This window comes from Candidatus Mycalebacterium zealandia (assembly GCA_014075295.1).
Taxonomy (GTDB): domain Bacteria; phylum Desulfobacterota_D; class UBA1144; order Nemesobacterales; family Mycalebacteriaceae; genus Mycalebacterium; species Mycalebacterium zealandia.
Genome location: CP046180.1, coordinates 570547 through 593388 on the forward strand (window position 1 = coordinate 570547; position 22842 = coordinate 593388).

General features: G+C 47.5%; 20 protein-coding genes, 2 tRNA genes and 1 CRISPR repeat array. Of the genes, 7 read left to right on the forward strand and 15 right to left on the reverse strand.

The genetic code is table 11. The features are described 5' to 3' along the window. Positions 1–16: 16 nt before the first annotated feature. Together GKS04_02780 and miaA are read left to right on the forward strand one after the other, a co-directional pair. Positions 17–2071 carry a polyribonucleotide nucleotidyltransferase gene (locus GKS04_02780; protein QMU56683.1) on the forward strand — a complete coding sequence of 685 codons (2055 nt, stop codon included), beginning with the start codon at positions 17–19 and terminating at the stop codon, positions 2069–2071. Continuing rightward, a complete protein-coding gene (miaA, locus tag GKS04_02785) occupies positions 1990–2997 on the forward strand; it encodes a tRNA (adenosine(37)-N6)-dimethylallyltransferase MiaA (GenBank protein ID QMU56101.1) in 1008 nt (335 codons plus the stop codon). Before GKS04_02780 ends, miaA begins: the two co-directional genes overlap by 82 nt. On the opposite strand, the gene GKS04_02790 is transcribed toward miaA, so the two are convergent. Further along, positions 2986–3363: a cytochrome c-type biogenesis protein CcmH gene (locus GKS04_02790; GenBank protein QMU56102.1), complete on the reverse strand. Its 378-nt coding sequence runs from the start codon at positions 3361–3363 to the stop codon at positions 2986–2988. The two genes, miaA and GKS04_02790, sit on opposite strands and share 12 nt — an antisense overlap. A gap of 50 nt (positions 3364–3413) precedes the next feature. Here GKS04_02790 and GKS04_02795 point away from each other — a divergent pair, with 50 nt between their 5' ends. After that, positions 3414–4736 (forward strand): oligosaccharide flippase family protein, encoded by a 1323-nt coding sequence (locus GKS04_02795; GenBank protein QMU56103.1) that lies wholly within the window; start codon positions 3414–3416, stop codon positions 4734–4736. A 4-nt stretch (positions 4737–4740) separates the two neighbouring features. Then, positions 4741–5655, forward strand: a complete 915-nt coding sequence (locus GKS04_02800) for a glycosyltransferase (GenBank protein QMU56104.1) — start codon at positions 4741–4743, stop codon at positions 5653–5655. Positions 5656–5664: 9 nt separating this feature from the next. On the opposite strand, the gene GKS04_02805 is transcribed toward GKS04_02800, so the two are convergent. From GKS04_02805 to cas9, 6 genes are all read right to left on the reverse strand, one after another. Further along, positions 5665–6786, reverse strand: coding sequence for a glycosyltransferase (locus GKS04_02805; protein ID QMU56105.1), 1122 nt, complete (start codon positions 6784–6786; stop codon positions 5665–5667). Beyond that, positions 6783–7991, reverse strand: coding sequence for an FtsX-like permease family protein (locus GKS04_02810; GenBank protein QMU56106.1), 1209 nt, complete (start codon positions 7989–7991; stop codon positions 6783–6785). The genes GKS04_02805 and GKS04_02810 overlap by 4 nt, the downstream gene beginning before the upstream one ends. Positions 7992–8051: 60 nt before the next feature. Then, positions 8052–9635 carry a hypothetical protein gene (locus tag GKS04_02815; protein ID QMU56107.1) on the reverse strand — a complete coding sequence of 528 codons (1584 nt, stop codon included), beginning with the start codon at positions 9633–9635 and terminating at the stop codon, positions 8052–8054. 106 nt (positions 9636–9741) lie between these two features. After that, a CRISPR array of direct repeats spans positions 9742–9980; the repeat unit is 38 nt; unit sequence GAGTTGTGAATTAAGGGCAGGTTTCAGTCAGTTACAAT. A 50-nt stretch (positions 9981–10030) separates the two neighbouring features. Next, on the reverse strand, positions 10031–10360 hold the full coding sequence (cas2, locus tag GKS04_02820; protein QMU56108.1) for a CRISPR-associated endonuclease Cas2: 330 nt from the start codon (positions 10358–10360) through the stop codon (positions 10031–10033). 3 nt (positions 10361–10363) lie between these two features. Next, entirely contained in the window at positions 10364–11272 is a 909-nt protein-coding gene (cas1, locus tag GKS04_02825) for a type II CRISPR-associated endonuclease Cas1 (GenBank protein ID QMU56109.1), read from the reverse strand. After that, on the reverse strand, positions 11269–14457 hold the full coding sequence (cas9, locus tag GKS04_02830) for a type II CRISPR RNA-guided endonuclease Cas9 (protein QMU56110.1): 3189 nt from the start codon (positions 14455–14457) through the stop codon (positions 11269–11271). Before cas9 ends, cas1 begins: the two co-directional genes overlap by 4 nt. 222 nt (positions 14458–14679) lie before the next feature. Between cas9 and GKS04_02835 the strand changes: the two genes are divergently transcribed. Further along, positions 14680–16122: an aldehyde dehydrogenase family protein gene (locus GKS04_02835; GenBank protein QMU56111.1), complete on the forward strand. Its 1443-nt coding sequence runs from the start codon at positions 14680–14682 to the stop codon at positions 16120–16122. Here the strand turns inward: GKS04_02835 and GKS04_02840 are convergent. From GKS04_02840 to GKS04_02865, 6 genes are read right to left on the reverse strand one after another with little or no spacing between them, the layout of a single operon-like run. Then, complete coding sequence (locus GKS04_02840) at positions 16119–16907, reverse strand: tetratricopeptide repeat protein (protein QMU56112.1); 789 nt, start codon at positions 16905–16907, stop codon at positions 16119–16121. The genes GKS04_02835 and GKS04_02840 overlap by 4 nt on opposite strands. Positions 16908–16923: 16 nt before the next feature. Further along, complete coding sequence (locus GKS04_02845) at positions 16924–17826, reverse strand: sugar kinase (protein ID QMU56113.1); 903 nt, start codon at positions 17824–17826, stop codon at positions 16924–16926. After that, complete coding sequence (mtnP, locus tag GKS04_02850) at positions 17823–18680, reverse strand: S-methyl-5'-thioadenosine phosphorylase (protein QMU56114.1); 858 nt, start codon at positions 18678–18680, stop codon at positions 17823–17825. Before mtnP ends, GKS04_02845 begins: the two co-directional genes overlap by 4 nt. A 2-nt stretch (positions 18681–18682) precedes the next feature. Next, the gene (rsmG, locus tag GKS04_02855) at positions 18683–19336 is read right to left on the reverse strand and encodes a 16S rRNA (guanine(527)-N(7))-methyltransferase RsmG (protein QMU56115.1); all 654 of its coding nucleotides are present in this window, start codon (positions 19334–19336) and stop codon (positions 18683–18685) included. Continuing rightward, entirely contained in the window at positions 19333–20163 is an 831-nt protein-coding gene (locus GKS04_02860) for a hypothetical protein (protein ID QMU56116.1), read from the reverse strand. The genes rsmG and GKS04_02860 overlap by 4 nt, the downstream gene beginning before the upstream one ends. Continuing rightward, on the reverse strand, positions 20160–21299 hold the full coding sequence (locus GKS04_02865; protein ID QMU56117.1) for an MFS transporter: 1140 nt from the start codon (positions 21297–21299) through the stop codon (positions 20160–20162). The genes GKS04_02860 and GKS04_02865 overlap by 4 nt, the downstream gene beginning before the upstream one ends. A gap of 122 nt (positions 21300–21421) precedes the next feature. On the opposite strand from GKS04_02865, the gene GKS04_02870 reads away from it, so the two are divergent. Both GKS04_02870 and GKS04_02875 read left to right on the forward strand, forming a co-directional pair. Further along, positions 21422–21494, forward strand: a tRNA-Lys gene (locus GKS04_02870). An 11-nt stretch (positions 21495–21505) separates the two neighbouring features. Continuing rightward, positions 21506–21580: transfer RNA gene (locus tag GKS04_02875), tRNA-Glu, on the forward strand. On the opposite strand, the gene GKS04_02880 is transcribed toward GKS04_02875, so the two are convergent. Both GKS04_02880 and GKS04_02885 read right to left on the reverse strand, forming a co-directional pair. Further along, entirely contained in the window at positions 21543–22151 is a 609-nt protein-coding gene (locus tag GKS04_02880; GenBank protein ID QMU56684.1) for an HAD-IIIA family hydrolase, read from the reverse strand. The genes GKS04_02875 and GKS04_02880 overlap by 38 nt on opposite strands. Then, positions 22141–22833, reverse strand: coding sequence for a glycosyltransferase (locus GKS04_02885; protein QMU56118.1), 693 nt, complete (start codon positions 22831–22833; stop codon positions 22141–22143). Before GKS04_02885 ends, GKS04_02880 begins: the two co-directional genes overlap by 11 nt. Positions 22834–22842: the final 9 nt, after the last annotated feature.

A 22842-nucleotide genomic window follows, 5' to 3' on the forward strand; every position in this document is an offset into this window, starting at 1 on the left:
CGGCTCAAGCTACAAAATGGAGACCGGAAAGATGGCGAAACAGTCAAGCGGCTCGGTTTTAATGAGCTGTTCAGACACCGTTGTTCTTGCCACCGTAGTCGCGGAAAGCGAAAAAATCAATGAAGATTTTCTCCCGCTGACCGTGAACTATCAGGAAAAAACATACGCTGCGGGAAAAATTCCCGGCGGATTTTTCAGAAGGGAAGGAAGACCCAGCGAACAGGAAATTCTTACTTCGCGGCTGATAGACCGCTCAATCAGGCCCCTTATCACAAAGAAGTTCACCTATTCCACTCAGGTGATGATTACCGTTCTTTCGGCGGATTCAACAACGGACCCCGGAGTGCTTTCAGCGACTGCCGCTTCAGCCGCTCTGGTTCTTTCGGATGTGCCGTTTGAAGGACCCATCGCCGGAGTGAAAGTTGGAAGAATAGGCGGGCAGTTGGTCTGTAATCCCTCATACGAGGATCTTGAATCAAGCGACATGGAGATTGTGGTTACGGGAACAAAAGACGCGATTGTAATGGTTGAAGGCGGAGCGAATGAGGTTCCCGAACCGGACATGATTGACGCGCTTATGTTTGCTCACGAACGCATAAAGGAGCTTGTAAGTATGCAGGAGGAGCTTGCTTCAGACATTGCCGCCGAAAAACGCGTTCTTGACGAGGGCGATCCGTCGGCGGATGAAGCGGTTGCTTCGGCGGTCTCGGCTTTCGCGTCGGAGCGTCTTAAAGACGCGGTTGTCAAACCGTCCAAGGAGGAGCGCCGTGAAGAAATAGGAAAACTGCGTGCTGAAACGGTTGAGGCGATCGGGCGTGATTTCCCCAAAAGCGAAGGGCGCATCTCAAACGCTTTTGACAAAGCCACCAAAGAGTGCGTCCGCTCTTTGATTGTGAATGAAGGCATACGTCCGGATTCACGCGACCATAAAACCATCCGCGACATAGATTCACAGGTGAGGCTTCTTCCCCGTTCTCATGGCTCCGCGCTTTTCACTCGCGGCGAAACTCAGGCGCTTGTAGCCACAACGCTCGGAACTTCATATTACGAGCAGAGGATTGATTCTCTTGAAGGCGATTTGAAGAAAAGTTTTATGCTTCATTACAATTTCCCGCCGTATTCTGTGGGCGAGACGAGTTTCCGTCTCGCTCCCGGGCGCAGGGAGATAGGGCACGGCGCGCTGGCGGAAAGGGCGGTAAAACCGCTTCTTCCCTCAAAAGAAGATTTTCCCTACACAATCAGGGTTGTTTCGGAAATTCTTGAATCAAATGGCTCGTCCTCAATGGCGACCGTTTGCGGCGCTTCAATGTCTCTTATGGATGCTGGTGTTCCTCTTCGCGCCGCCGTTGGCGGAATAGCGATGGGGCTTATAAAAGAAGGGGACAAACTCGTCATTCTGTCGGACATTCTCGGCGATGAAGACCATTTGGGCGACATGGATTTCAAAGTTGCCGGAACGGAGAGCGGGATTACCGCATTGCAGATGGACATTAAAATAGACGGTGTTACGAAGGAAATTCTCTCAGACGCTCTTATGCAGGCGAAAGAAGCACGGCTTCACGTGCTTGCCGAGATGGGCAAAACAATCAGCGCGTCCAGTTCGGATATTTCCGCCCACGCCCCGCGCATAATGTCAATTAAAATTCATCCCGACAAAATACGCGATGTAATTGGTTCGGGCGGCAAGGTGATAAACAAACTCATTGAAGAAACCGGCGCTCAGATAGACATTCAGGACGACGGGAAAGTGCTTATTTCCTCTCCGGACAAGGAGTCATGCGAGATGGCAATTAATCGCATAGAAAAAATCATTGAGGAGATAGAGCCCGGGAAAATATATTTCGGCAAGGTCAAGCGGTTGCTTGATTTCGGCGCGATTGTGGAGATGGACAACGGCAGAGACGGGCTTGTGCACATTTCCGAGTTGGAAGAGGGAAGAGTTGAAAAGGTTACCGATGTTGTGAATGAGGGCGATGAGCTTCTCGTCAAGTGTATTTCAAAAGAGAGAGACGGCAAGATACGGCTCAGCCGCAGGGAAGCGCTGGGAGAAAATATAGAGGATTACAGATAACCGCGGAGTGCGAAAACGGGAGGATTGTCGCGGTTGTTGGTCCGACTGCGTCAGGAAAAACCGATTTCGGATTTCGCCTTGCCTCTGAACTGTCCGGAGCCGTGGTTGGCGCGGACTCGCTTCAAGTTTATAAACATTTTAACATAGGAAGCGCGAAGCCGTCCGCGGACGCGATGAGCGCGTTTCCGCATTTTATGATAGATGTTGTCGAGCCGGACGATGAGTTTAACGCGGGCGCTTACCGGACTCTGGCTCATCCCATACTTAAAAAACTTTGCGCGGAAAAAACGCCGCCGATTGTAGTCGGCGGAACTTTTCTTTATGTTCGAGCTCTGCTTGAAGGGTTGATAGAAAGCCCTGCCGACCCGGAAATAAGAAAGCAGCTTGAAGATGAGGAAAAAATCTACGGGACCGACTGGCTTTATGAAAAATTGCGTGACTCAGATGCCGTTTCTGCCGTAGCGATTCATCAGCGCGATTCCGTGCGCATACGACGCGCGCTTGAGATTTTTTATTCCACGGGCACACCCGCTTCGCAGGTCCGGCGCTCTCACGGGTTTTCGGACGGCGGTTTTGACTGTCTTAAAATCGGTCTCACGACTGACAGAGACGCGCTTGTCGGGGAAATAAACCGCAGAACACAGGAGATGTTTGACGGGGGGATTATTGAAGAGACCGAGCAGATTCGCGGCATGGGATATTCAAGAGATTTAAAGCCGATGAAAGCGATAGGGTATCGTCAGGCTAATATGCTTATTGACGGCGAGATAACGAAAACTCAATCTGTTGAAGACACCGCCACGGACACGCGCCGTTTTGCCAAAAGGCAGATGACCTGGCTTAGAAAAGAAAAAGACATCCGATGGTTTGTGCCTGAAAAACTCAGCGAAGCGGTTGAGGAGTGCCGGAAGTTTTTATCCGCGTGATCTGCGGGCATTCTTTCTGATATACAGAACAGCTACCATACCTCCCGCGATTGCGGCAATAACAGGCAGGAACCAGGCAACAAGGCTAAACCCCTTCAGCGGCGGTTCGGCAAGGATTGTGTCTCCGTATTTACCTTGAAACCACAGGATAATTTCCTCATCGGTTTCTCCGTTTTCAATCTTTTTTCTTATTATTTTCCGCATGTCGCGGGCGAGGTCTGAGTTTGATTCCGCAACGCTTTGCCCGGCGCAAACGGGGCACATCAACTGCCGCGCGATTGTGTCTGTGCGGTCTAAGACCGTCTCTGTGGAAGCGGTTGGGGCGAAAAGGAATAGTATGGCGAACAGTAAAGTTGAAACTCTCATTGGCCCGGATGTTATAATAGCACAGTTACGCGAAGCCTTCTTGTCCTTCAATGAATATACAACCCCCGCAGGATGAAAGAAAAAGTCTGAGGAAAGACGCCGCAACGCTTTTCGCCGGAGGCATGGGTGCGTCTATTTTTACGACTCTTGAAGTTGTTTTTCTCGCCCGTTTTCTGGATCTAGAACAGTTCGGCGTGTTCACGCTTGTTTTGTCATATGTAACCCTTGTTAACGCCTTTGTTGATTTCAGAATAAGAGAGGCCTCGGTTAAATACATCTCTGAATATTGTGAAAAGAACGACAAGACATCCGCGCTTTCATTTATCAAATTTTTCTATTTAATCGATTTTCTCGGCGGGATTCTCGCGTTTGTTGTCTGTGTTGCCCTTGCCGAAGTTGCAAACGAATTTTTTATTAAATCTGAAAACACTTTTCAGTATGTTCTTATCCTCTCTTTGAGCCTTTTTGTCTTGACTGTTAATCAGAATTCCAACGCGATACTTCAGGCGTTGAAAAAGTTTAGAGAGTCGGCTTTTCTGAAAGTTGTGGATGCTTTTGTCAAACTTGCTTTAATTGTGCTGTTTTTTGTTCTGGGATTTGGATTAAAGGGCTTTTTTATCGCTTACGTTATTGCGGCTGTTGTGAATTTTGCCATACTTCAATTCTATGTGAACAGGACTCTGAAACTTGAAGGAATGAGCGGATGGTTATTTGCGGACCTCTCGAAAATCAAAGGAAAAATGCGCGAAGTGATTTGGTTTGTTCTGAATATAAACGCGACGGGTTTCGTTTCCTTTTCCTTCTCCACACATATTCCTATTCTTCTGCTTGGTCATTTTTCAGGTGTTGAGGCGTCGGGGCTTTACAGAGTCGCAAAAAGCGTGGTATCTGCGGCAAATAAGATAACGGGTCCCGTTTATTCCGTTCTCTATCCGGCTCTTGTGCGTCTTGAGACAAGAAAATCCTACGATGAATTCAGGCAGCTTATTGTCTATTCAGTAAAGGAAATAATGAAGTTTTTGTTGCCTGTTTGTGTTTTTCTGTTTGTTTTTGCGTATGAATTTATAGAAATTGTTTTCGGCAGTGAATTTACTCCCGCGACTGACGCAATGAGAGTTTTGACAGGCGCAATGGTTGTAGGACACCTGTGCAAATGGTCGAATTTTGCTTTGTTGGCTTTCGGAATGCCCGGAACCAAAACGGTTTTTTCAATTCTGTTTGCGTGTGTAGGATTGGCGTCTATGTTTATTCTTATTCCTGATTATTCATATCTTGGAGCGGCGTGGGCGTTTTTCATACCTGAGTTTCTGTCTGTTTTTGTTGGTGTTTTTGTTCTTATGCGTGTTCGCGCGATGAGTGTAAAAGGAGTATAGATTGATGAAAAGTCATAACTTTCCTCTGCCTCTGGTTAGTATTCTTGTTCTTTCCTATAACAGAAAAAGTTGGTTGCGGGAAAGTTTGGATTCAATCTTAGCTCAGGATTATCCGAATATTGAGATAATTGTTTGTGATGATGCTTCCACGGATGGAAGTCAGGATGTTTTGCGTGAATATAAGGAGAAAAACTCCGACATCAATTTTGTTTTATCTCTTTCATCTCAAAATGAGGGTATAACAGCAAATCTGAACAAAGGTCTTTCTTTTTATCAGGGCAAATATGTTGTCACCTTTTCAGATGACGACATTATGCTTCCGGAAAAAATTACCCGGCAAGTGGCTTTTATGGAAGACAATCCCGATTGCGCCGTTTGTTACCACAATATGGAAGTTTTTGACGAGGATACCAATAAAACCTTGCGTCTTTTCAACCATAAAGGAAACAGTTACGAGGGTGGTGTTGAAGTCTCACTTAAATATGGAATGTTTTCCGGGGCACCCTCATGTATGTACAGAGCAGACAAAATTCCCGATGGGGGGTGTAACCCTCTCCTTTCCAATACGTCTGATTGGTTCTTTATAATAGAAATTCTGGCGGGTGGGGGGACTATAAATTACATTGACGAAGTTCTTCTGAGATACAGACGGCACGCCAATGCCGACTCCATGAAATCTGATAGGATGGACCCCGGTGTTTTAGATACTCTGAATACATGCAACATTGTAATATTCAAATATACTCATCTTTTTAACGAGGCAATGTATGCGTATGCAAGACGACTTGAAAAGCTCAGCAGGAAAAAAGGAATTAATTACAGATCTGCGCTGATTTCCAGTTTGAGGTTGAGTTTTAGAATGAGCGCTTTTCTCCGTTTGCTTGCCTACATTTTTTCGTTTGGCAAACTCAAATTTTAAAAGGTTTTTTCATCGCGCGACCCTTTCAAAAATCGTCTTAAATCTTTCCGCCATTTTTTCAATGTTGAAATTCGCGGCGTGTTTTCTCGCGGCTTCGCCCATAAGTTTCGCAAGCGGTCTGTTCTCAATCAGTTTTACAATCGCCTCCGCCATTTTTTGCGTGTTATTTACGGGCACAAGAATTCCGCTTTCCCCATCTTCAATAATTTCGTCCGCGCCAAAAGGGTGATTGGTTGAAACAATCGGCATTCCGAGCGCGGCGGCTTCCAGCAGAGAGTTTGAGAGCCCCTCCCGTTCGGACGGACAGACGAATAAATCACACTTTGCCGTGAATCTGTGCGGATTTTCCTCTTGCGACAGAAAGTCTGTTTTGTCCGCCATTCCGATTTTTTCGGCATGGCTTATCAATTTCTCTTTAAGTTCTCCGTCTCCCGCAATCAAAAGGCGAACCGGCGTTTTTTCATTCGCTATTTTTACCGCGTCAAGCAGAGTCCGTAACCCTTTCCGCCGCACAAGACGGCAGACCGATATTACGAGCGGCGTTTGCTCTCCGAGCCATTTGTGATTTACCTGTTCTCCTGATTTGCGCTCTATTGCTCCGGTGTCCATTAAGTTGTAAACAACTTCGGGCGCGCGCCTCAGTTTATAGACATCACGATTTTCATCGGCAACTCCTTTTGAATTCGCAGTTACCAAATCCGCGTAACTTATGGCAAAGCGGTGAGCGAAAAATAAAAGCGGTTTTTTATCTTTGAGAAAATTTGCGCCGCTCCCGTCGCTCCAGACGGTTTTTATTCCAAATATTTTTCCGATTATAATATTTGGAATTTTTGTCCAGTGCCGTGAATAGAGAACGTCCGGTTTTTCCTTTCGGACCGCACGGGCAAGCGCGAACAGCCCCCAGACAAAAGACAAAAAACGGGACCGTTTAACAAACGCCGGATAACAGGGAAACAGAATCGCCACTCTGCCATCCGCTTCCCTCTCAAGTTCGCCGCCGCCAAGAGAGAAAATCACGCATCGCATTTTTCCGCAGAGAGCGTTCGCCATATTGACGGTTTGCCTCTGCTCCCCGCCAAGTCCCAAGTTTGGCAGAGACATTAAAACCGAAACGGTTCCGTCTTTCCTCACTCGTGCCTCAAAGCCTCAACCGGATTCATTTTTGCCGCCTTGTGCGCCGGATACAGACCGAAGAAAACTCCGACCAGTGCGGAAAAAAAGCAGGCAATTATAATGGCTGAAAATGATATTTCGGCGGGCCAACCGGTGAACAGAGACGCGGTTTTGGAAATTGCGACTCCAATCACTATACCCACCGCTCCTCCGGCGAGTGACAGGACAAGCGCTTCAACCAGAAACTGCTTTTGTATGTCTATCTGCCTCGCGCCAACAGCCATCCTTATTCCGATTTCCCTTGTTCTTTCCGTTACAGAAACAAGCATTATATTCATAATTCCCACTCCGCCGACCATCAGCGATATTGACGCTATACTTACAAGCAGAATTTTCAAAATCCGTGTTACATCCGCTATGCGTTCAAGGTTCTGTGCGTTGTTTCTGATGGAATAATCGTCTTCTTCACCCACTCCGATTTTGTGATTTTTTCTCAAAACCCCGTTTATTTCGCTCAAAGCCGTGCCTATTCTTTCCGGGCTTATGACTGCGAGCGAGATTTTTGAAATGTTTCTTACCGAAAGGATTCTTTTCTGCACTGTTGAGTAGGGCATTAGAATTATGTCGTCCTGGTCCGCGCCGCTCGGTTTTGTTCCAAGTTTCTGCATTGTGCCGACAACCTCGCATGAGATGTTTTCCACTCTGATTTTTTTGCCGATGGCCGATGTCGAGGTGAACAGTTTTTCCTCAATCGTTGTGCCTATCACGCACACCGGACGCGAGTTCTCAACATCGTCCGCGCTGAAAAAAGTGCCCGTCTGCGGAAACCAGTCGTTAATAAAAGTAAAATCGCGCGACACACCGAGAATGCGTGTAACCCACTGGTTTTTGCCGTGCACAACTGTTTTGTGGGTGCCAATTATTTCCGAAACAAACTCAACATCCGGCAATTGCCGTATCGCGTTCGCATCTTTGACGGTCAGCGGCTTGCCAGAAGTAAATTTGAGCAGGTTTCCGCTCGGGCGCACGGGCGTGATAAGCATTGACTTCCCGCCCAGACGCTCAAACTGCTCATTTATCATTTTGCTCGCCCCTTGTGTTGTTGAGACAAGCGCAACCACGGCCGCCACGCCGATTATCACTCCGAGCGAGGTAAGCATTGCACGCGCCTTGTTAGACATAATCGCCCTGTAAGCGATTGTTAAAGACCTGAATGGCTGCATTTAGACTTGATTATAAAGGGAGAAGCTTGAAGTTTGAAGTTTGAGGGAAAAGGGATTGGTTTAGTCCAAACTCCGGTAGCGTCCTTTTTGAATGATGAAGACCGTGAGGCAGGGCACCGCCACGCCAATTACCGTGGCGGTTATCAGAAGTATTCCCAGTTCCGAATAGTCCGCGGATGTGATGATTTTCTGCGCTTCGTCTCTTACCTCGCGCGTTATGATAAAAATTTCATTCAAATACTTTGAGCCGAGGCTCGCCGCTGAAAGCGAGAGATTTGAAAAAGACGCGAACACGGCGAAAAAAGTCGCTTTGAGATGGTCGGGCGCGTTTTTCGCTATCCACGCGAGAAGCGGAATCATTGCCACCTGTCCCAGAGGGGATTCAAGTGCCGTGTTCACAATCGCTATGAATTTTGCATCCACAACGCCGTCCGTCAGCGCCGCCGTCCATTCGTGAAGCCCGTAGAAAAGCCCAATGTCGGGAAGTGACAGAACGCCCCACACCAGGGACAGAAAAACAATAAGCCATGGTATTTTAACCCTGCTCATAAGAGGCAGAAAAACAAATATGCCCGCGAGCGTGAGAGTGGAGCCTATGAGCGACAGATATGAGAAAAACTGCTCGTCAAAGCCAATTTCGTCTATCAGAAACCAGCCGTTTCCCGGACCTATGGTCGGCACGGCGCGGAAGAAAAAAATGATTATCGCCGTTCCTATAAGAGTGGCGTGTTTATCTTCGGGCAGTTCGGTAAGCAGTTTTCGCATAAGGAAAATCACTATCGCCATGGAGCCCGTGAACACTATTTCCTCCGAATAGGGAACTTTTGAGAGCCCCGTTCCGATGCTGAAAATGACAAAGGCGAGGCTCCCCCAGAGAATCCACCAGTTTGGTGCGGTTGGAGTCTGAAGCTTCGGCACGCCGGGTATATGTCCGGTTTTTTTCAGGATTTCAGCGAGAACAACGCCCATGATGGACACAAGCGGAATGGCGAGAGCCATAAGGTATATTTCACTGTAAACATGCGCTTTTTCCGGTCGGGAAAGTTCCGATGTGTCATTAAAGGCGACTATGTTGATAATTGAAACCACAACCGTGCCGCCGATAACGGCAAATCTGCCGAGTGTTTGCATTGTTGTGTGCGCGGATTTGAGTTCCTCTTCGCTGATTTTTTCACCCCGGGAATCCACGGTGGGAACGGCTTCAACCGTCATCGCGTCCGCAACAACGTCCTGAAGCACATAACCGACGGGGCTGATAATCACGCTTGCTACGAACCAGTTGGAGATGGGCCAGATTTGCCGCATATATTCAGTGTGGGCTATCAGCCCGTAAACAATAAGCAGCCCCACCGCGATAAGTGCCGCGCCTATAAACACAAGGACGGATTTCCAGCGCCAGATCAGGTCAACAAGATGCCCAACTGGCATTTTGAGCGCCCACGGGAGCCCCGCCCAGAAGCCGAGACCGGCGAGAAAAGCGGCGGACAAGTCCAGATAGTCTTTGACAAAAAAAGTGGCGACAATTCCCGTAAGCCCCGAAATTCCCGCCGCCAAATACACCATAAGCGGCGGTATGTAGCTCAGTCGAAGCTGTTTGAAAATCCCAACAAAATCTTCGGCGAAAAACTTCCTCAGCGTGTTCATTGGTTGCCGTTTTGGACGGAATGGATAGTGAATGTTATGAGGTTGAGTGGGGGTTGTAAAGTGAAGGACACAAGCCGGACTTCTTACTCGGAAAAAAAGGCGTGCCGAGTTGTGAATTGAGGGCAGGTTTCAGTCAGTTACAATCTGCGCGCGCTATCTTCAATCTGTCTTTGAGTTGTGAATTAAGGGCAGGTTTCAGTCAGTTACAATACGGACAAATTATTGTAAGACAGGGCAGGGGGTGTTGTGAATTAAGGGCAGGTTTCAGTCAGTTACAATTTACAGTTCGCACTTCCTACCAAGGCGCGAGTTGTGAATTAAGGGCAGGTTTCAGTCAGTTACAATAGCTCGTCCTCAACTGTCCTGCTGGCAAGGGGTTATGGCTTTTCCACAAATCAAAAAAGAGTGATTTGCTGAGGAGCCCTTTCCAGTTTCTTTCGTTTTTTCCCATAAAAAATTTGCATTCGTCCAAATTGCTTGTCTGTAATTGTAATAATCCGCACTTCGCCTTCGGGAGGCAAAGATTCTCTTACTCGCCCTGAATGGACATAGGCGTTTTCTTCGCTTGCGCAGTGTCTGGCATATACGGAGAACTGCATCATGATAAATCCGTCTTGCATAATATGCTTTCTGAACTTCGTATAATCTTTCCGTGCTCTCTTTGTGTCTGTGGGAAGGTCAAACATAACTATTATCCACACGGTTCTGTATCCTCCGAAAGCCATTTTTTACATTTCAATCCTCATTTGTTTGTTCTCAATCAGTTCCGGTATTTTCAAAGAGTCAATTCCTTCTGAAAACGCTTTCTTCAGGCTCGCGGCCATGTATTGATTTGCCACCATCATTGGCAATTTCTTTTCTTCAAGTAAAACATCTTCAGACAGAAGGGAAAGCAATGATAACTTTATCTTTTTATCAATTTCTGTTTTTCCATTTTCGTTCAATTCATAAACTCGTCTGTCAACAAGAGGTCTCAACGGTTCCATAATGTCATCGGCGAGACACATAGGGTTGTATTGATTGTGATGATGAATTCCGAGCGCAGGATGAAGCCCTGTTCCGCACAAAGCGCGAGCAACAGACGCCCTGATTAGGCTGTATCCGTAGTTTAGAAGGGAATTCACTCCACTTTCTTTGTAATCTCTGCCGAATTCTTTCCCGAACAGTATTGACCAGTATATTTTTGCGGCTTGCGCTTCAATATTTTTCGGATCACCACTTTGAACTCTCTTCTTGAGACTTGGAAGTGTTCCCGGATCTTTCTTGAAAAAGAGCAACGTTTGAATCTGCGCCTCGGTTTTGGCTATTATAATTTTCTGCCAGAGCCGTTTTTTCAGCGGTTTTTTAACTCCCGTCTGTATGTTGAGAACCTTGCTGTGCATTGAGTTTCCTGAGAGAGGAAGCAAGGCGGAAACGGGTAGATGCCTTTGGTCGCAAAACACAATTATGCAGTTATTTTTCTGACATTCCGCTATAAGACTTTGAGAGATTGAGATTGCAGGGTTGGCAAGTATGAGAATACCCATGTCTTCCACGGGAATACTGCTGTCATTTTCACTCTCTTTTCTGATAATCATCTGACAGTCTTTCAGATGAAGGTATGCGGGGTTGCTGATTTCAATGATTCTTTTGATCATTGTGTTTTAGTGTTGTTTTTAGCGAGACCAAGAGCATTTATGGATTCTTGTTTTACTTTGTATTCCGCCATTAGTGTTGAAGGAGCCATTGCCAATTCAAGTTTTTTCTTTTCATCGGAGGATAGTTTTTTAAAATCTTGATCTGAGGTTCCGTCTGTGTGTTTTCGTAGTATCAATTTTATACACTGATTTTTCTGTCCTCTGTCTATTTTCCGCACTCTATAGAATATTTTCTCACCGTTTTTCTGAACACTTACGGTGTCATTTATACATAGACTCATAACAAATTCCCGGTTTTCCCCGTGTTCAGTTTTTACAATCGGTTCTTTCCTAATTCTTGTTCTCTCTGCGGCTTTCATAGTTGTTACAACAATACTCTCATATTTTCCGGTTTCTCCATTCTTGATAATTTCCACATGATGATTGTTGCCATATTGCAAAACCTTTGAGATTTTTCCTGCTTTATTCTTCTTCGTATAGTAAAAACTCTCATTAAAGGTTTTAGACATCCAAACTTTAACGCGTCTGACAGCATCTCCCGTTTCCGGGTGTTTCAACGGTTGTTCTTTCAAAGCTTTTTTTGCCTTGCTCAAATCATTTCCTTGTTCCAAAACATATCTTTCAAATGCTTCTCTAACAGTTGGAGATACTATCTCTTTGTTCTTCAACACAGCGTCTGATATATCAGTCAAGTTTTTACGAACAACAATTCCTTTTTTGCCGTTTTCTTCTCTTACTCCATAAATCGTGTCTTCGTGAAATGCTCCCGTTATTTTTCTGTTTGTTGCATGAGAGACAATCATTCCATCTACAGCTTCCTGCAGTCTGTTTCTGAGATTGTCAAGAATTCTAGGGGGTTCCAATCCATGTTCGGGGTCTATGGAATCACCGCTAGCCTCTGATGCCACTTTGACTATTTTTTGATAAAGACTGCGGTTCGTAAGCGCAATCACGGTTGCGTCAATCGCGTGGTGTCTGTGGTCGGCGCGGTTTTTCTCTCCCGTTTCGCTGAGAATTTTATTTAATCCCCATTGGTGACGGAGCCAACTTGTTATTCCGCCTTTTGTAAAAGTTACATCGCAACCGAGAGTTCTCATATACTTGCCGGTTTCTTTTGCTATGTAGCGTGCGTCAGTCAGCTGGCTGTTAACAAAATCTTCAATTCCTTCCATTTTTTTTGCCAGAATTCTTCCGCATTTTGCTTCGGGATAGTTGTTGCGTTTTGCCATGCTCTCAATGGTTTTCCATTGTTCTGTTTCGCCAAATGCTTCCCACGGTGTTTTGTTGTGCTTTTCCCTGTTCTCTTTTGCAAAACATATGACCTTGTTCATATAAGAGTTATCAAGACTTCTGCTATACGGAAGAATGTGATCTATTTCAACATCGGAAGACCAGAGGTCCGTCAAACTGATAGACTTTCCGCTGTATGAACATTTACACTCACTTTCTTTCCAGAGTCTGTATTTCAGTTTGTCCTGATGGCTTATATATTTCTTTAACCGCAAGTCGGGTTCCCTATCTCTGATGCTATTGTATTTTTCTTCCGCTTCCTCATTGGCTTTCCTATTCTTTTTATGTATTTGTTCCGCTCTTTTGTATTTTTCCGTGTTCATCTCTAAATCACGAGACATTTCTATGCGTATAGCGGTTGGTTTCCCGTACTCTTTGATAATTGCATTCACAACACGCCGGACTTCATAAAGAGCTTTTGTAACAATGGGATTCGGTATAAAAGGCAGTTCGCCAAGAGTTTCTTTGTCTCCGGTCTTCGGTTTTGTAATGTCTTTATAGCCTGCTACTTGAACCGCTCCCGTTTCATCTTCCTTGTCGCTTTCCCTGCTATAAACCCTGCCTTCTTTAAGGTGTGGCAGGATTTTATTTATTGCTTTCAGTGAAAGATTTCCATGTCCCTCTTCCAATTCCAGAACAGCAAGTTTGACAGCTTTTTCCAAATCAAATTTCCAGTGATCTTGCAGGCGTTTTTTCAGTTTTATTTTGGACTCATAGGAAATTAAGTCTTCAACAAGTTGTTTTTGTTTGCTGTCGTCGAGTGAGTCGTCCCAATCATCTCCGATAATCTCTCTTATTCCGCAAGCTGTTGTGTTTCCCTTAATACCCTTTCTGCTTTTTCCTTCAACTTTTTCCAGATTGAATTTTGTTCGTTTGTTCAGGCTGAACAGGGTTTTTATTTTTGCCCATGTCAGATTTTTGTTTTTCTCAAGCGTTTCGGCAATTAGTTGTTTCTGCTCAGGCGAGGGTTTTACATCTCTTTCTCCCGTTTCGGTGTCATCCCAACTTAAATTGTTAATGTCCTGCCAGTAACGAAATTGCTGAAATTCAAGACGTTCCATTTTCACTCTTTTCTTTTTCGGTTCAAGAGAACAATTACCCACGGTGTTTTTATTCCAAATTATAGAGCGTTGGTTAAAGATGATTTTCTCAATCGCGTTTTTGACATTTTCCGTATAAATCTTTGGATTAAGTGCGAATTGCTTACGGAAGATTTGTTCAAACTCTTCCTGATACATTTTTCTGTCGGTTCTGCGGTCATGATATTCTCCTCTGTTGCGTTTGCGGTTCAGGGTTGAGAGGTGTTCGCCAAGGGTTCTTTTTCCGGCTTCTTTTATATCATCTCGGAGTTCTTGAATGTCTTTTTTGAATTTGTTTTCATCGTTGTCAGTTTTTGCAGATTTATCTTCAATTTCTAAAATTTCCCGCACCTCCGGGTCATCACGCAAATTTCCAAATCCCGTTTTGCGGTTGCTTAAAAATCCTCGCCGTGTTCCCAAGTGAAGTATCGCGCGTCCAAACTTATGTGGAGTCAATTCTTCGTCCAACGCTTTTGCCCTTAAATCATAAGGGTTGCCCAGTTTGTTAAGTTCCGTTTCAGGATTGGGTTCATCTTTCAGAGAATTCGGCAGAAATTCTTTGCTTATCAGATAGTTTCTCAGACGCATTTTACGTCTATGTCGCCTTTCAATTACACGCCTTAAAAGCCGTTTCTCTCGACGGTTTTGATTTTTTGGGGTGGGTGTTTTGTCTTCAACGGAACGGATAAAAATCCTGCTTCCACAACTTACGAGTCCTTTCGGTTTGCCGTTCTTTTCCTCTACAACACTCCAGCCAATGGAGTTTGTTCCCATATCAAGACCAATTGTGTATTCAGACAGTTTTGCTTTTTTCATTTGCCACTCTCACCAATTGTTTGACAAATTGCTTTGTCCCGATACGATACATAACTATTGTTACTGACTGAAACCTGTCCAAACATTTTTTTTCAATTCATAACAAGAGACTAATGTTTCGCAGGCAACCCCTTCGGGGGACCTTGGCGCCTCCCAGTGGGGCGCTTTTTTATGCCTTTCGCAATATAGTTATACTCAATACCTGTAAGGAGAACTTCCGTAATGAGTGTTAAAAAAATCCCTCTACAATTCAAAACAGACATTCCACCTGCGGGCGAGACGGAAGTTGTAAATCCTTTTGACGGCTCCGTTATTGCCACGCTTGAGACGGCGGGGGAAAAGCATATCAATGAGTTGCTTGAGACCGCGAAAGAACTTTATGACGACCGCGCCGGATGGCTTACGGTTCAAAAAAGGGTGGAAATCCTTGAGCGGACGGCTTCCATTATCTCGGAGCGCGAAGACGATTTAATAAAACAGGCGGCGGGCGAGGGCGGAAAACCGTATAACGATTCAAAGGTGGAGATTTACAGGGCGTCCGACAGCGCGAAAATTGCAGCCGAAACAATCCGCACAGAGGCGGGAAATGTTATTCCGATGGGTGGCGACCTTTACAGCGCGAACAGGGCGGCTTTCACACAGAAAGAGCCGATAGGCGTTGTTGTGGCCGTTAGCGCGTTCAACCATCCGCTCAATCTCATCGTTCATCAGGTCGGCGCGGCGGTTGCCGCCGGTTGTCCCGTTATTGTCAAACCCGCCGTGGAAACTCCGCTCTCATGCGTTTCCTTCAAAGACATTCTGGTTGAAGCGGGCCTGCCTCCTGAGTGGTGTCAGGTCGTCATCACGGATTCAAACGACACCGCGCAGGCGCTTGTAACCGATGAACGGACGGCGTTTTTCAGTTTTATCGGCAGTTCGCGCGTGGGCTGGAGTCTGCGCTCAAAACTCGCTCCCGGAACCCGTTGCGCGCTTGAACACGGCGGGGTGGCGCCCGCGCTTGTTTATCCCGACGCTGATATGGAGCGTGCGGCGGTTCTGCTTGCCAAAGGCGGTTTTTATCATGCGGGGCAGGTTTGTGTTTCCACCCAGCGGATATATGTGCAAAAGAAGGAAGGACGGCGGTTTGTTTCGCTTCTTCAAAAAGAGGCGCAAAGTCTCAAAGTGGGAGACCCCGCTCTTAAATCCACGCAAGTGGGGCCACTCATTCGTCCGTCCGAGGTTGAGCGCGTTCATAAGTGGGTTACACAGGCCGTTAAAGAGGGAGCGGAGCTTGTTTGCGGCGGAAAACCCGTGCTTGACACATGCTATGAGCCGACCGTTCTTCTCAACCCTTCAGATAAATCCCTTGTCAGCACGGAGGAAATTTTCGGTCCGGTCGTCTGTATTTATGAGGTTGACGATATGGAAGACGCCGTAGCGCGCGCGAACGGGCTTGATGTGGCGTTTCAGTCTTCGGTGTTCACAAGCGACATTGACACCGCGCTCGCGACCGCGAAAAAACTGAATGCTTCGGGTGTTATGGTGAATGATCATACGGCGTTCCGCATAGACGGAATGCCGTTTGCCGGGCTTAAAAAATCCGGGCTTGGAACAGGCGGTATTCCGCACACGATAAAAGATATGAGTGTGGAGAAAATGGTGGTTTTGCGCTCGGACGGAATTTAATTCGCGTTACGCTGAACGGCGCAGATTTTTTCAGTGTGCTTTTCCACAAGAGCGGCGATTGCGGGGCGCGGTTTGTTGCGCAATATTTTTTTCACTTCCGAACATGCGGTCTCACGGTTTCCCGCTTTCATTAAAGCGAGCGCGAGGTTGAGGCGCGCCTTGTTGTATCCCGGAGCAATTCGCAACGCCGCCTGAAACTGTTTTATTGCTTCGGAGTGTCTTGAAAGACCTTGCAGCAGTTTGCCGTATTCGTTTCTTGAATAGATATTTGACGGTTCAAGCTTTATTGATTTGGCAAAAAACCGCTCGGCCGAAGCGGTGTCATTTTTTAGCATGTGCGCTTTGGCGATGTTGACAAGCGCGGCGTAGCGAAGCGGATAGGTGAGGTCGTGCGCGGCGACTTTGCAGTGTTCAATCGCGCCATCGGGGTTGTTCATTTTGAGATACAGTCCGCACAAGTTGTATCTGGCTTTTGTGTAGTCGCTTTTGATTTCAAGTGCTTTTTTGTAACTTCTTTCAGCGGCTTGCAGGTCTTTGAGACCAAAATAGGCGATACCCTTGATAAGATGCGCTTCGGGGTCGCCTTCGGCCTGTTTTCCTGCCATATCAACCTCTTTTATTGCTCCAATAAAATCTCCGCCCCGCGCGTATGAGGCCGCAAGTGTTTTGTGGTTTCGCAGTTCGTTTGCGGATTTTTTCCCCGCTCCGGCGCACGCCGAAAAAACAAGCGCGGGAGCAAGCAGGATTAGGGAAAACCCCAGACGTTTTAATGGATTCAAATTCATGAAAACATATGGTTTTTCAAAACCGTAACATTTCTACAAATTTGCCGAGACGGTCTTCAAATTTTTTTCTGTTCAGTTTTTTTATGCTTTCAGTCCCCAGTTTTTCCACCGTGAATGAAGCCAGAACCGAACCGTGAATAACCGCTTGTTTCAAGTGTTCGTATCTGTCCGCGCCATTTTCACTCAAATAACCCATAAATCCTCCGGCAAATGTATCTCCGGCTCCGGTCGGGTCAACGGCGCGTTCCACCGGATATGCGGGCGAGCAGAAAACCTCTTTGCCCGAAAACATTATGCAACCGAATTCTCCTCTTTTTATCACAACAGTTTCGGGACCCATTTTTTTTATCGTGCGCGCGGCGGCGACCACGGAATTTTCTCCGCTCAAAGACAATGCTTCGGAGTTGTTTATGATGAGAATGTTCACCATTTTTAGCGTTTTTTTCAGGTCGGACAAACTGTTTTCTATCCAGAAATTCATCGTGTCGCACGCGACAACACGCGGTGATTTAATCTGTTTGAGCGTTTCCATCTGCGTGACGGGATCCATGTTGGCGAGAAAGACGAACTCCGCGTTTCTGAGTTTGTCGGGAAGATTCGGTCTGAAGTTTTCAAACACATTCAGGTGAACGGAAAGCGTTTCGGGGTCTCCGAGTTTTTCATCATATCTGCCTTCCCAGCGAAAGGTTTTTCCGCTTGCCTTCTCAAGTCCTGTTGTGTCAATTCCCGCTTTGCGCAGCAACTCGGAGTGAGGAGCGGGAAAATCTTTCCCGATGACCGCCGAGATGCAGACTTTTGTAAACAGAGACGCGCCAAGACACGAATAAACCGCCGAGCCGCCGAGAATTTCATCTCCGCTTTCAATCGGGGTTTGTATGGAGTCAAGCGCAACCGTTCCTACTATCACAAGTTTGCTCATTTAAGAAACCTCTCTATTATTATTCCAAGCTGTTCTTTCGTCTTTTCGCTCACCATTTCGGGGCGCGTTATAATGCTGTTTTTAAGAGCGTTTGCGCAGTCGCAGTTTTGCTCCTCTCCCATTATTTCCAGAGATTTTTTAATTATTTGTTTTGCGGTTTCAACGTTGTTTGTGAGCGTTTGAATCACATCCTCCACTGTTACGGCGTCATGCCCGGGATGCCAGCAGTCATAGTCCGTTGACATCGCGAGTGTAGCGTAGCAAATTTCCGCTTCCCGCGCGAGTTTGGCTTCGGGCATGTTCGTCATTCCTATAACGTCAACTCCCCATTGCCGGTAAAGATTGCTTTCCGCCCGCGATGAGAACTGCGGCCCTTCCATGCAAATATATGTCGCGTCTTCGTGAGTGGTCGCGCCGGACTGCCGGGCGGCTTTGCGCAGAACGGCGGAAAGGTCACCACAAACCGGATCCGCCATTGACACATGCGCCGCTATGCCGCTTTCAAAAAAAGTGCTCCGTCTATTTTTTGTGTGGTCTATGAACTGCGACGGAACAACCACATCCCCGGGACTTATTTCCTCTCTCATACTGCCCACGGCGCTGACCGAAATTATGCGCTCCACGCCGAGGCTTTTCAGCGCGTAGATGTTTGCCCTGTAGTTTATTTCGGACGGGAGAATTGTGTGTCCGATTCCATGGCGCGGCAGAAAAAGAGCCTTTGTGCGGCCGATTGTTCCCGCTATCACAGGCGCGGACGGCTCGCCCCACGGGGTTTTGACTTTGAGCGGCTCAGGGTTTTCAAAGCCGTCCATTTCATAAAGCCCGCTTCCTCCGATGATGCCGACAGTCTTCATATTCACGTCTCTTTACGCTTTTTCAAAGCCACAACAAACCTGATTTCGCCGCTTGTCGGAAGTGTTAGTTCCTCCGAGGTGTGGAAAACGGAACCCTGTGGAATCAGCCGTTCTTCCTCCTCCCATTCCCGCGCGCCGTTTTTACCTTTCATAATCAACACAATGCCTCCCTCTTTTACAAGAGGCAGAGCAGCGCGCGCCACTTCGGGCGATTTCGCCACCGCGCGGGCAACCGCGACGTCAAAGCCGCCGCCGATTTTGCCGTTTTCCTTTCCTGCTCTCGCCTTTACCGCGCGCGTATTTTCCAGTTCTAATTCCCTTATGATTTCTCTCATGAAGAAAACTCTTTTCTCACGTGAGTCCGCAAGAACAAGGTTGATTGAAGGGCGGCATATTTTAACGGGAATTCCCGGAAACCCCGCGCCCGCGCCAATGTCAAGCACGGACGCGCCGGGCTCAATATGACGCAACACCGTAAGCGAGTCAATAAAATGCGAAACCGCAATAGTTTCGGGGTCGGTTATTGACGTAAGGTTGATTTTTGAAGCCCATTTTATGAGCAAATCCGAGTAGGTCTCAAACTTTTCAACCATTTCGGGCTCAATTTCCAACCCCAGTTGCGCGCCGCTGTGTGTGAGTATTTTCTGTAATTTCATTCTTGAACGCTTATAGACATCGGATGCCTTACAATGATGTTGGGGGCGCCCCTGTACATTGACGCTCTGCCGACAATCCGGACTGTTTTTCCCGTGTAATGCGAGCGCGGAGCAATTCCGAAGTGGCTGAAATTTGCCGCCGAGCCTCCGAAAATTACAATTTCAACTCCGCCGTCGGTTTTGAGTATAACCGTACCCCCTCTTTTGCGCGCCGAGCCCGTAATTTTCGCCATTATGACGATTCTTTTGCCCTCCATGCGCGCCACTTTGCTTTGTGCGACAACAAACCTTTCGTTGCTTCGGAGTTGGTTGAAATTTCCGTCTCCGCTCCATATGCCTTCACGATTTCGCATGGCGGTTTTCTGCGCGTTCAGCAGTTCTTTCATCAAAACGGGGTCTTGCTGTCCCAGCTCAATTACGGTTGCGAGACCGGCTTTCACAATTTCCCTGTTCACATTTAAGTCGCCGGAAAAAACAAATGCCAACAGCCGCCCGTATCTGTCATACCGCTCCGCACCGAAGCGCGCTCGCACAGTTTTGCTTTTGAGGAGTTTTGAAAGCAACTCCGTCGCCTCTTTGGAGAACGGGTCGCCCGGAGAGTCGTGTCTCATAATCTCAGGGCAGTCTATTCCTTCAAGCCGTATCAGGCGGCTGCGTCCGCGTTTATCCGGAACGCGTATTGTGTCGCCGTCAATAATTTGCTCCACAGGGAAGATTTCTTCCTTTTGCGCTTCGTGGGCAAAGTGGGAAGGCAGGTCCGTGTAGCCCGCGAGCACGGCCAGCGCGATAAGAAAAAGGAGCCATTTTGCCGATTTTGCATTTCTCAAGTTTCGCTCTCCCCTGCGGTTTTTCGCTCAAAAATCTGAAACACCGCGAATCCCGTGAACACAACCAGCCCCGCGAGCACGTACATAGTCCGCAATCCCGCTCTTTCCGCCACAATTCCGAGCGGAAACGCCGCATAGTTGATTCCCAGACTGAAAGATGAATTGAAGGCTCCCATCGCTTTTGCCGTTCCGTTTTGTGTTTTTTCTCTGACCATCGCGCCCAGCGTGGGGAACATCAGCCCGTATCCCGCGCTGAAAAGAAAGCACAAAAGAATGATTTGCGCTTCGCTACGCGCCTGTGAAATAAGAACAAGCGCGGTCGCCGCGAGAAAAATTGCCGGAGACGCGACTGTTTTCCTGCCTATTCTGTCGGCGAATTTTGAAAAGAAAATCCGCACGGAAATTATTGTCAGCGCGTATGTAAGAAAGAATCGGGACGCCTCAAATCTGTTCTCATGTGCGAACACGGCGAAGAAATTAAGCATGCTTCCCAGTCCCACCGCCATCGCGAGGTTGGTGAGGAAAATAATTCCGTATTTTTTTTCGGCGAACAGTTTGAAAAATTTCCCGAACGATGTTTTGTCCTCTTGCGGGGTGAAGTTGTTTTCCCGTACAAAAAGAGCGGTTACGAACGCGGCGAGACTGAAAAATGAGGCGTAAACAAAAAGCCCGTCGTCGCCGTGCGTGTTCATTATCCATTCTCCCACGGTGGGCCCCGCGGCGTATGAAAGCATAGTAATGCCGCCGAAAATCCCCAGTCTTTCAGACAGGCGGTTTGTCTCGGCGATGTCGGAAACCATCGTAAGCGCGGCGGTATAAAAAGAGGCGAAAGCCGCGCCCTGAATCAGCCGCAGGGCGAAAACCGCGTATCCAACCTCTTGCACAAAAACGAAACAGACCGAAGCCGCGGTCATCGCCAGCGCGCCCGCGGTCATAAAAACTTTGCGCCCGTGGCGGTCGGCGAGAGTTGAAATGAAGGGCAGGCACAGTAGCGAGGTTATGCCGAAACTGCCCATCACATATCCTATTTGCGCCTCGTCTCCTCCAAGCCCGCTTATGAAAACCGGAAGTAGAAAAAATGAGGAAAAATTGCAAAACAGAAAGAAGCCGGAAACTGTTATTAGAATAAAATTCATGGCGGGCGGAGCTTTTGCGGTTTTTCCTTTGAGTGAATCGTTAAGAGTGTACGGATTTTTGCCGTCGTAAAAAGCGGCGGAGTTTTAACATTGTCAATTTGTGTTATGATTGTCGCGCTTGAGAGCCGTTAGCTCAGCTGGCAGAGCAACTGCCTTTTAAGCAGTGGGTCGCAGGTTCGAATCCTGCACGGCTCATTTCAAGTCCGGTCCCCGTCGTCTAGCCTGGCCCAGGACACCGCCCTTTCACGGTGGCAACAGGGGTTCGAATCCCCTCGGGGACGGTAAATCCGTTTCAAGAATTCTTCGCGCGGCCCCGCGAATGTCTTTTTCAATAAAGTCCGCTCTTGTGCCGACTACTGTTCCGTGGCTCAGGCGTATTGTTGAAAATCCGCTTCGCACTCCGGCAATGACATCTTTTTCAGAATCTCCCGCCATCCATGACGTTTTCGGATCTATGCCGTGTTCGCGAACTATTTTTTCAATCATTCCCGTTCCGGGTTTTCTGCACGGGCACGGCACATTATACGGCGCGACCGTTCCGTCTGGATTATGAGGGCAGTAGTGGATGCTCGAAAACCGCACTCCGCGTTTTCTGAAAAAAGCATCCATCTCCGCGTGTACTTCCTTCACGTCATTCTCGCTCATAAAACCTTTGGCGACTCGTCCCTGATTTGTGACTATAAAAAGCAGGTATCCGGCGTTCTGAATATCAAGCAGAGATTCTGTGTAGCCGCGCGGAATGCGGTAATCGCCCACCCTGTGTATGTATCTGTCGCCTATGGGCATTAAAACCGTTTTGTCTCTGTCAAGCAGAACACATTTCGCGCCGCCCGCGCCTTTTTTAGAACGCATGTTTGAGTATCATCCAGATTATTTTCGCGCCCGCTTTGACGCTTCCCGAAAATGTGCCGCTTATTTTTGAGACGCCGGTTCGTTCCCTGTAGCGCACGGGAACTTCAACGCACCGGAGCTTTTTTTTGACCGCTTTGATTTGCATCTCAACCGTCCAACCGTAACCCTCGTCGCTCATTTGAAGGGATTGCAGAGATGAAAACCTTATCGCCCGGAACGGTCCCAAATCGGTGAACTTTACTCCGAACAGTGCGCTCAAAATAAATCCCGCGACTCTGTTTCCGACAACCGTGTGCGGTGGCAGAGCGCCTTTTGTCCGCTCGCCGGTGATTCTGGAGCCAACCACAAAATCCGCTTCGCCGCGAAAAACGGGCTCAACCAGCATCGGGATTTCTTCAGGATAGTCCGAGTGGTCTGCATCAAGGAAAACCACAACGTCGGGACGGCTTTGCGAGTCACGCGATATGTGTTTGATGCCCGCAAGACACGCCTTGCCGTAGCCGCGAACGGGTTCGTCAATTACAGTCGCGCCCGCGGCGCGGGCTTTGTCGGCGGTTGAATCGGTTGAGCCGTTATTGACCACCACCGTTTCGGCAACCGCGCCCGCGGGAATTTCCCCAATGACCGCCGCGACTGACCGCTCCTCGTTGAGAGCGGGAATTATGACCGACACTTTTTTCATAGTTTTTGT

Bases quoted from the DNA above. Each gene is read 5' to 3' on its own strand.
- GKS04_02780 (QMU56683.1), top strand. From the start codon at position 17: ATGGAGACCGGAAAGATGGCGAAACAGTCAAGCGGCTCGGTTTTAATG.
- GKS04_02790 (QMU56102.1), bottom strand. From the start codon at position 3,363: ATGAGAGTTTCAACTTTACTGTTCGCCATACTATTCCTTTTCGCCCCA.
- GKS04_02795 (QMU56103.1), top strand. From the start codon at position 3,414: ATGAATATACAACCCCCGCAGGATGAAAGAAAAAGTCTGAGGAAAGAC.
- GKS04_02800 (QMU56104.1), top strand. From the start codon at position 4,741: ATGAAAAGTCATAACTTTCCTCTGCCTCTGGTTAGTATTCTTGTTCTT.
- GKS04_02810 (QMU56106.1), bottom strand. From the start codon at position 7,991: ATGCAGCCATTCAGGTCTTTAACAATCGCTTACAGGGCGATTATGTCT.
- GKS04_02815 (QMU56107.1), bottom strand. From the start codon at position 9,635: ATGAACACGCTGAGGAAGTTTTTCGCCGAAGATTTTGTTGGGATTTTC.
- cas2 (QMU56108.1), bottom strand. From the start codon at position 10,360: ATGGCTTTCGGAGGATACAGAACCGTGTGGATAATAGTTATGTTTGAC.
- cas1 (QMU56109.1), bottom strand. From the start codon at position 11,272: ATGATCAAAAGAATCATTGAAATCAGCAACCCCGCATACCTTCATCTG.
- cas9 (QMU56110.1), bottom strand. From the start codon at position 14,457: ATGAAAAAAGCAAAACTGTCTGAATACACAATTGGTCTTGATATGGGA.
- GKS04_02835 (QMU56111.1), top strand. From the start codon at position 14,680: ATGAGTGTTAAAAAAATCCCTCTACAATTCAAAACAGACATTCCACCT.
- GKS04_02840 (QMU56112.1), bottom strand. From the start codon at position 16,907: ATGAATTTGAATCCATTAAAACGTCTGGGGTTTTCCCTAATCCTGCTT.
- GKS04_02845 (QMU56113.1), bottom strand. From the start codon at position 17,826: ATGAGCAAACTTGTGATAGTAGGAACGGTTGCGCTTGACTCCATACAA.
- mtnP (QMU56114.1), bottom strand. From the start codon at position 18,680: ATGAAGACTGTCGGCATCATCGGAGGAAGCGGGCTTTATGAAATGGAC.
- rsmG (QMU56115.1), bottom strand. From the start codon at position 19,336: ATGAAATTACAGAAAATACTCACACACAGCGGCGCGCAACTGGGGTTG.
- GKS04_02865 (QMU56117.1), bottom strand. From the start codon at position 21,299: ATGAATTTTATTCTAATAACAGTTTCCGGCTTCTTTCTGTTTTGCAAT.
- GKS04_02880 (QMU56684.1), bottom strand. From the start codon at position 22,151: ATGCGTTCTAAAAAAGGCGCGGGCGGCGCGAAATGTGTTCTGCTTGAC.
- GKS04_02885 (QMU56118.1), bottom strand. From the start codon at position 22,833: ATGAAAAAAGTGTCGGTCATAATTCCCGCTCTCAACGAGGAGCGGTCA.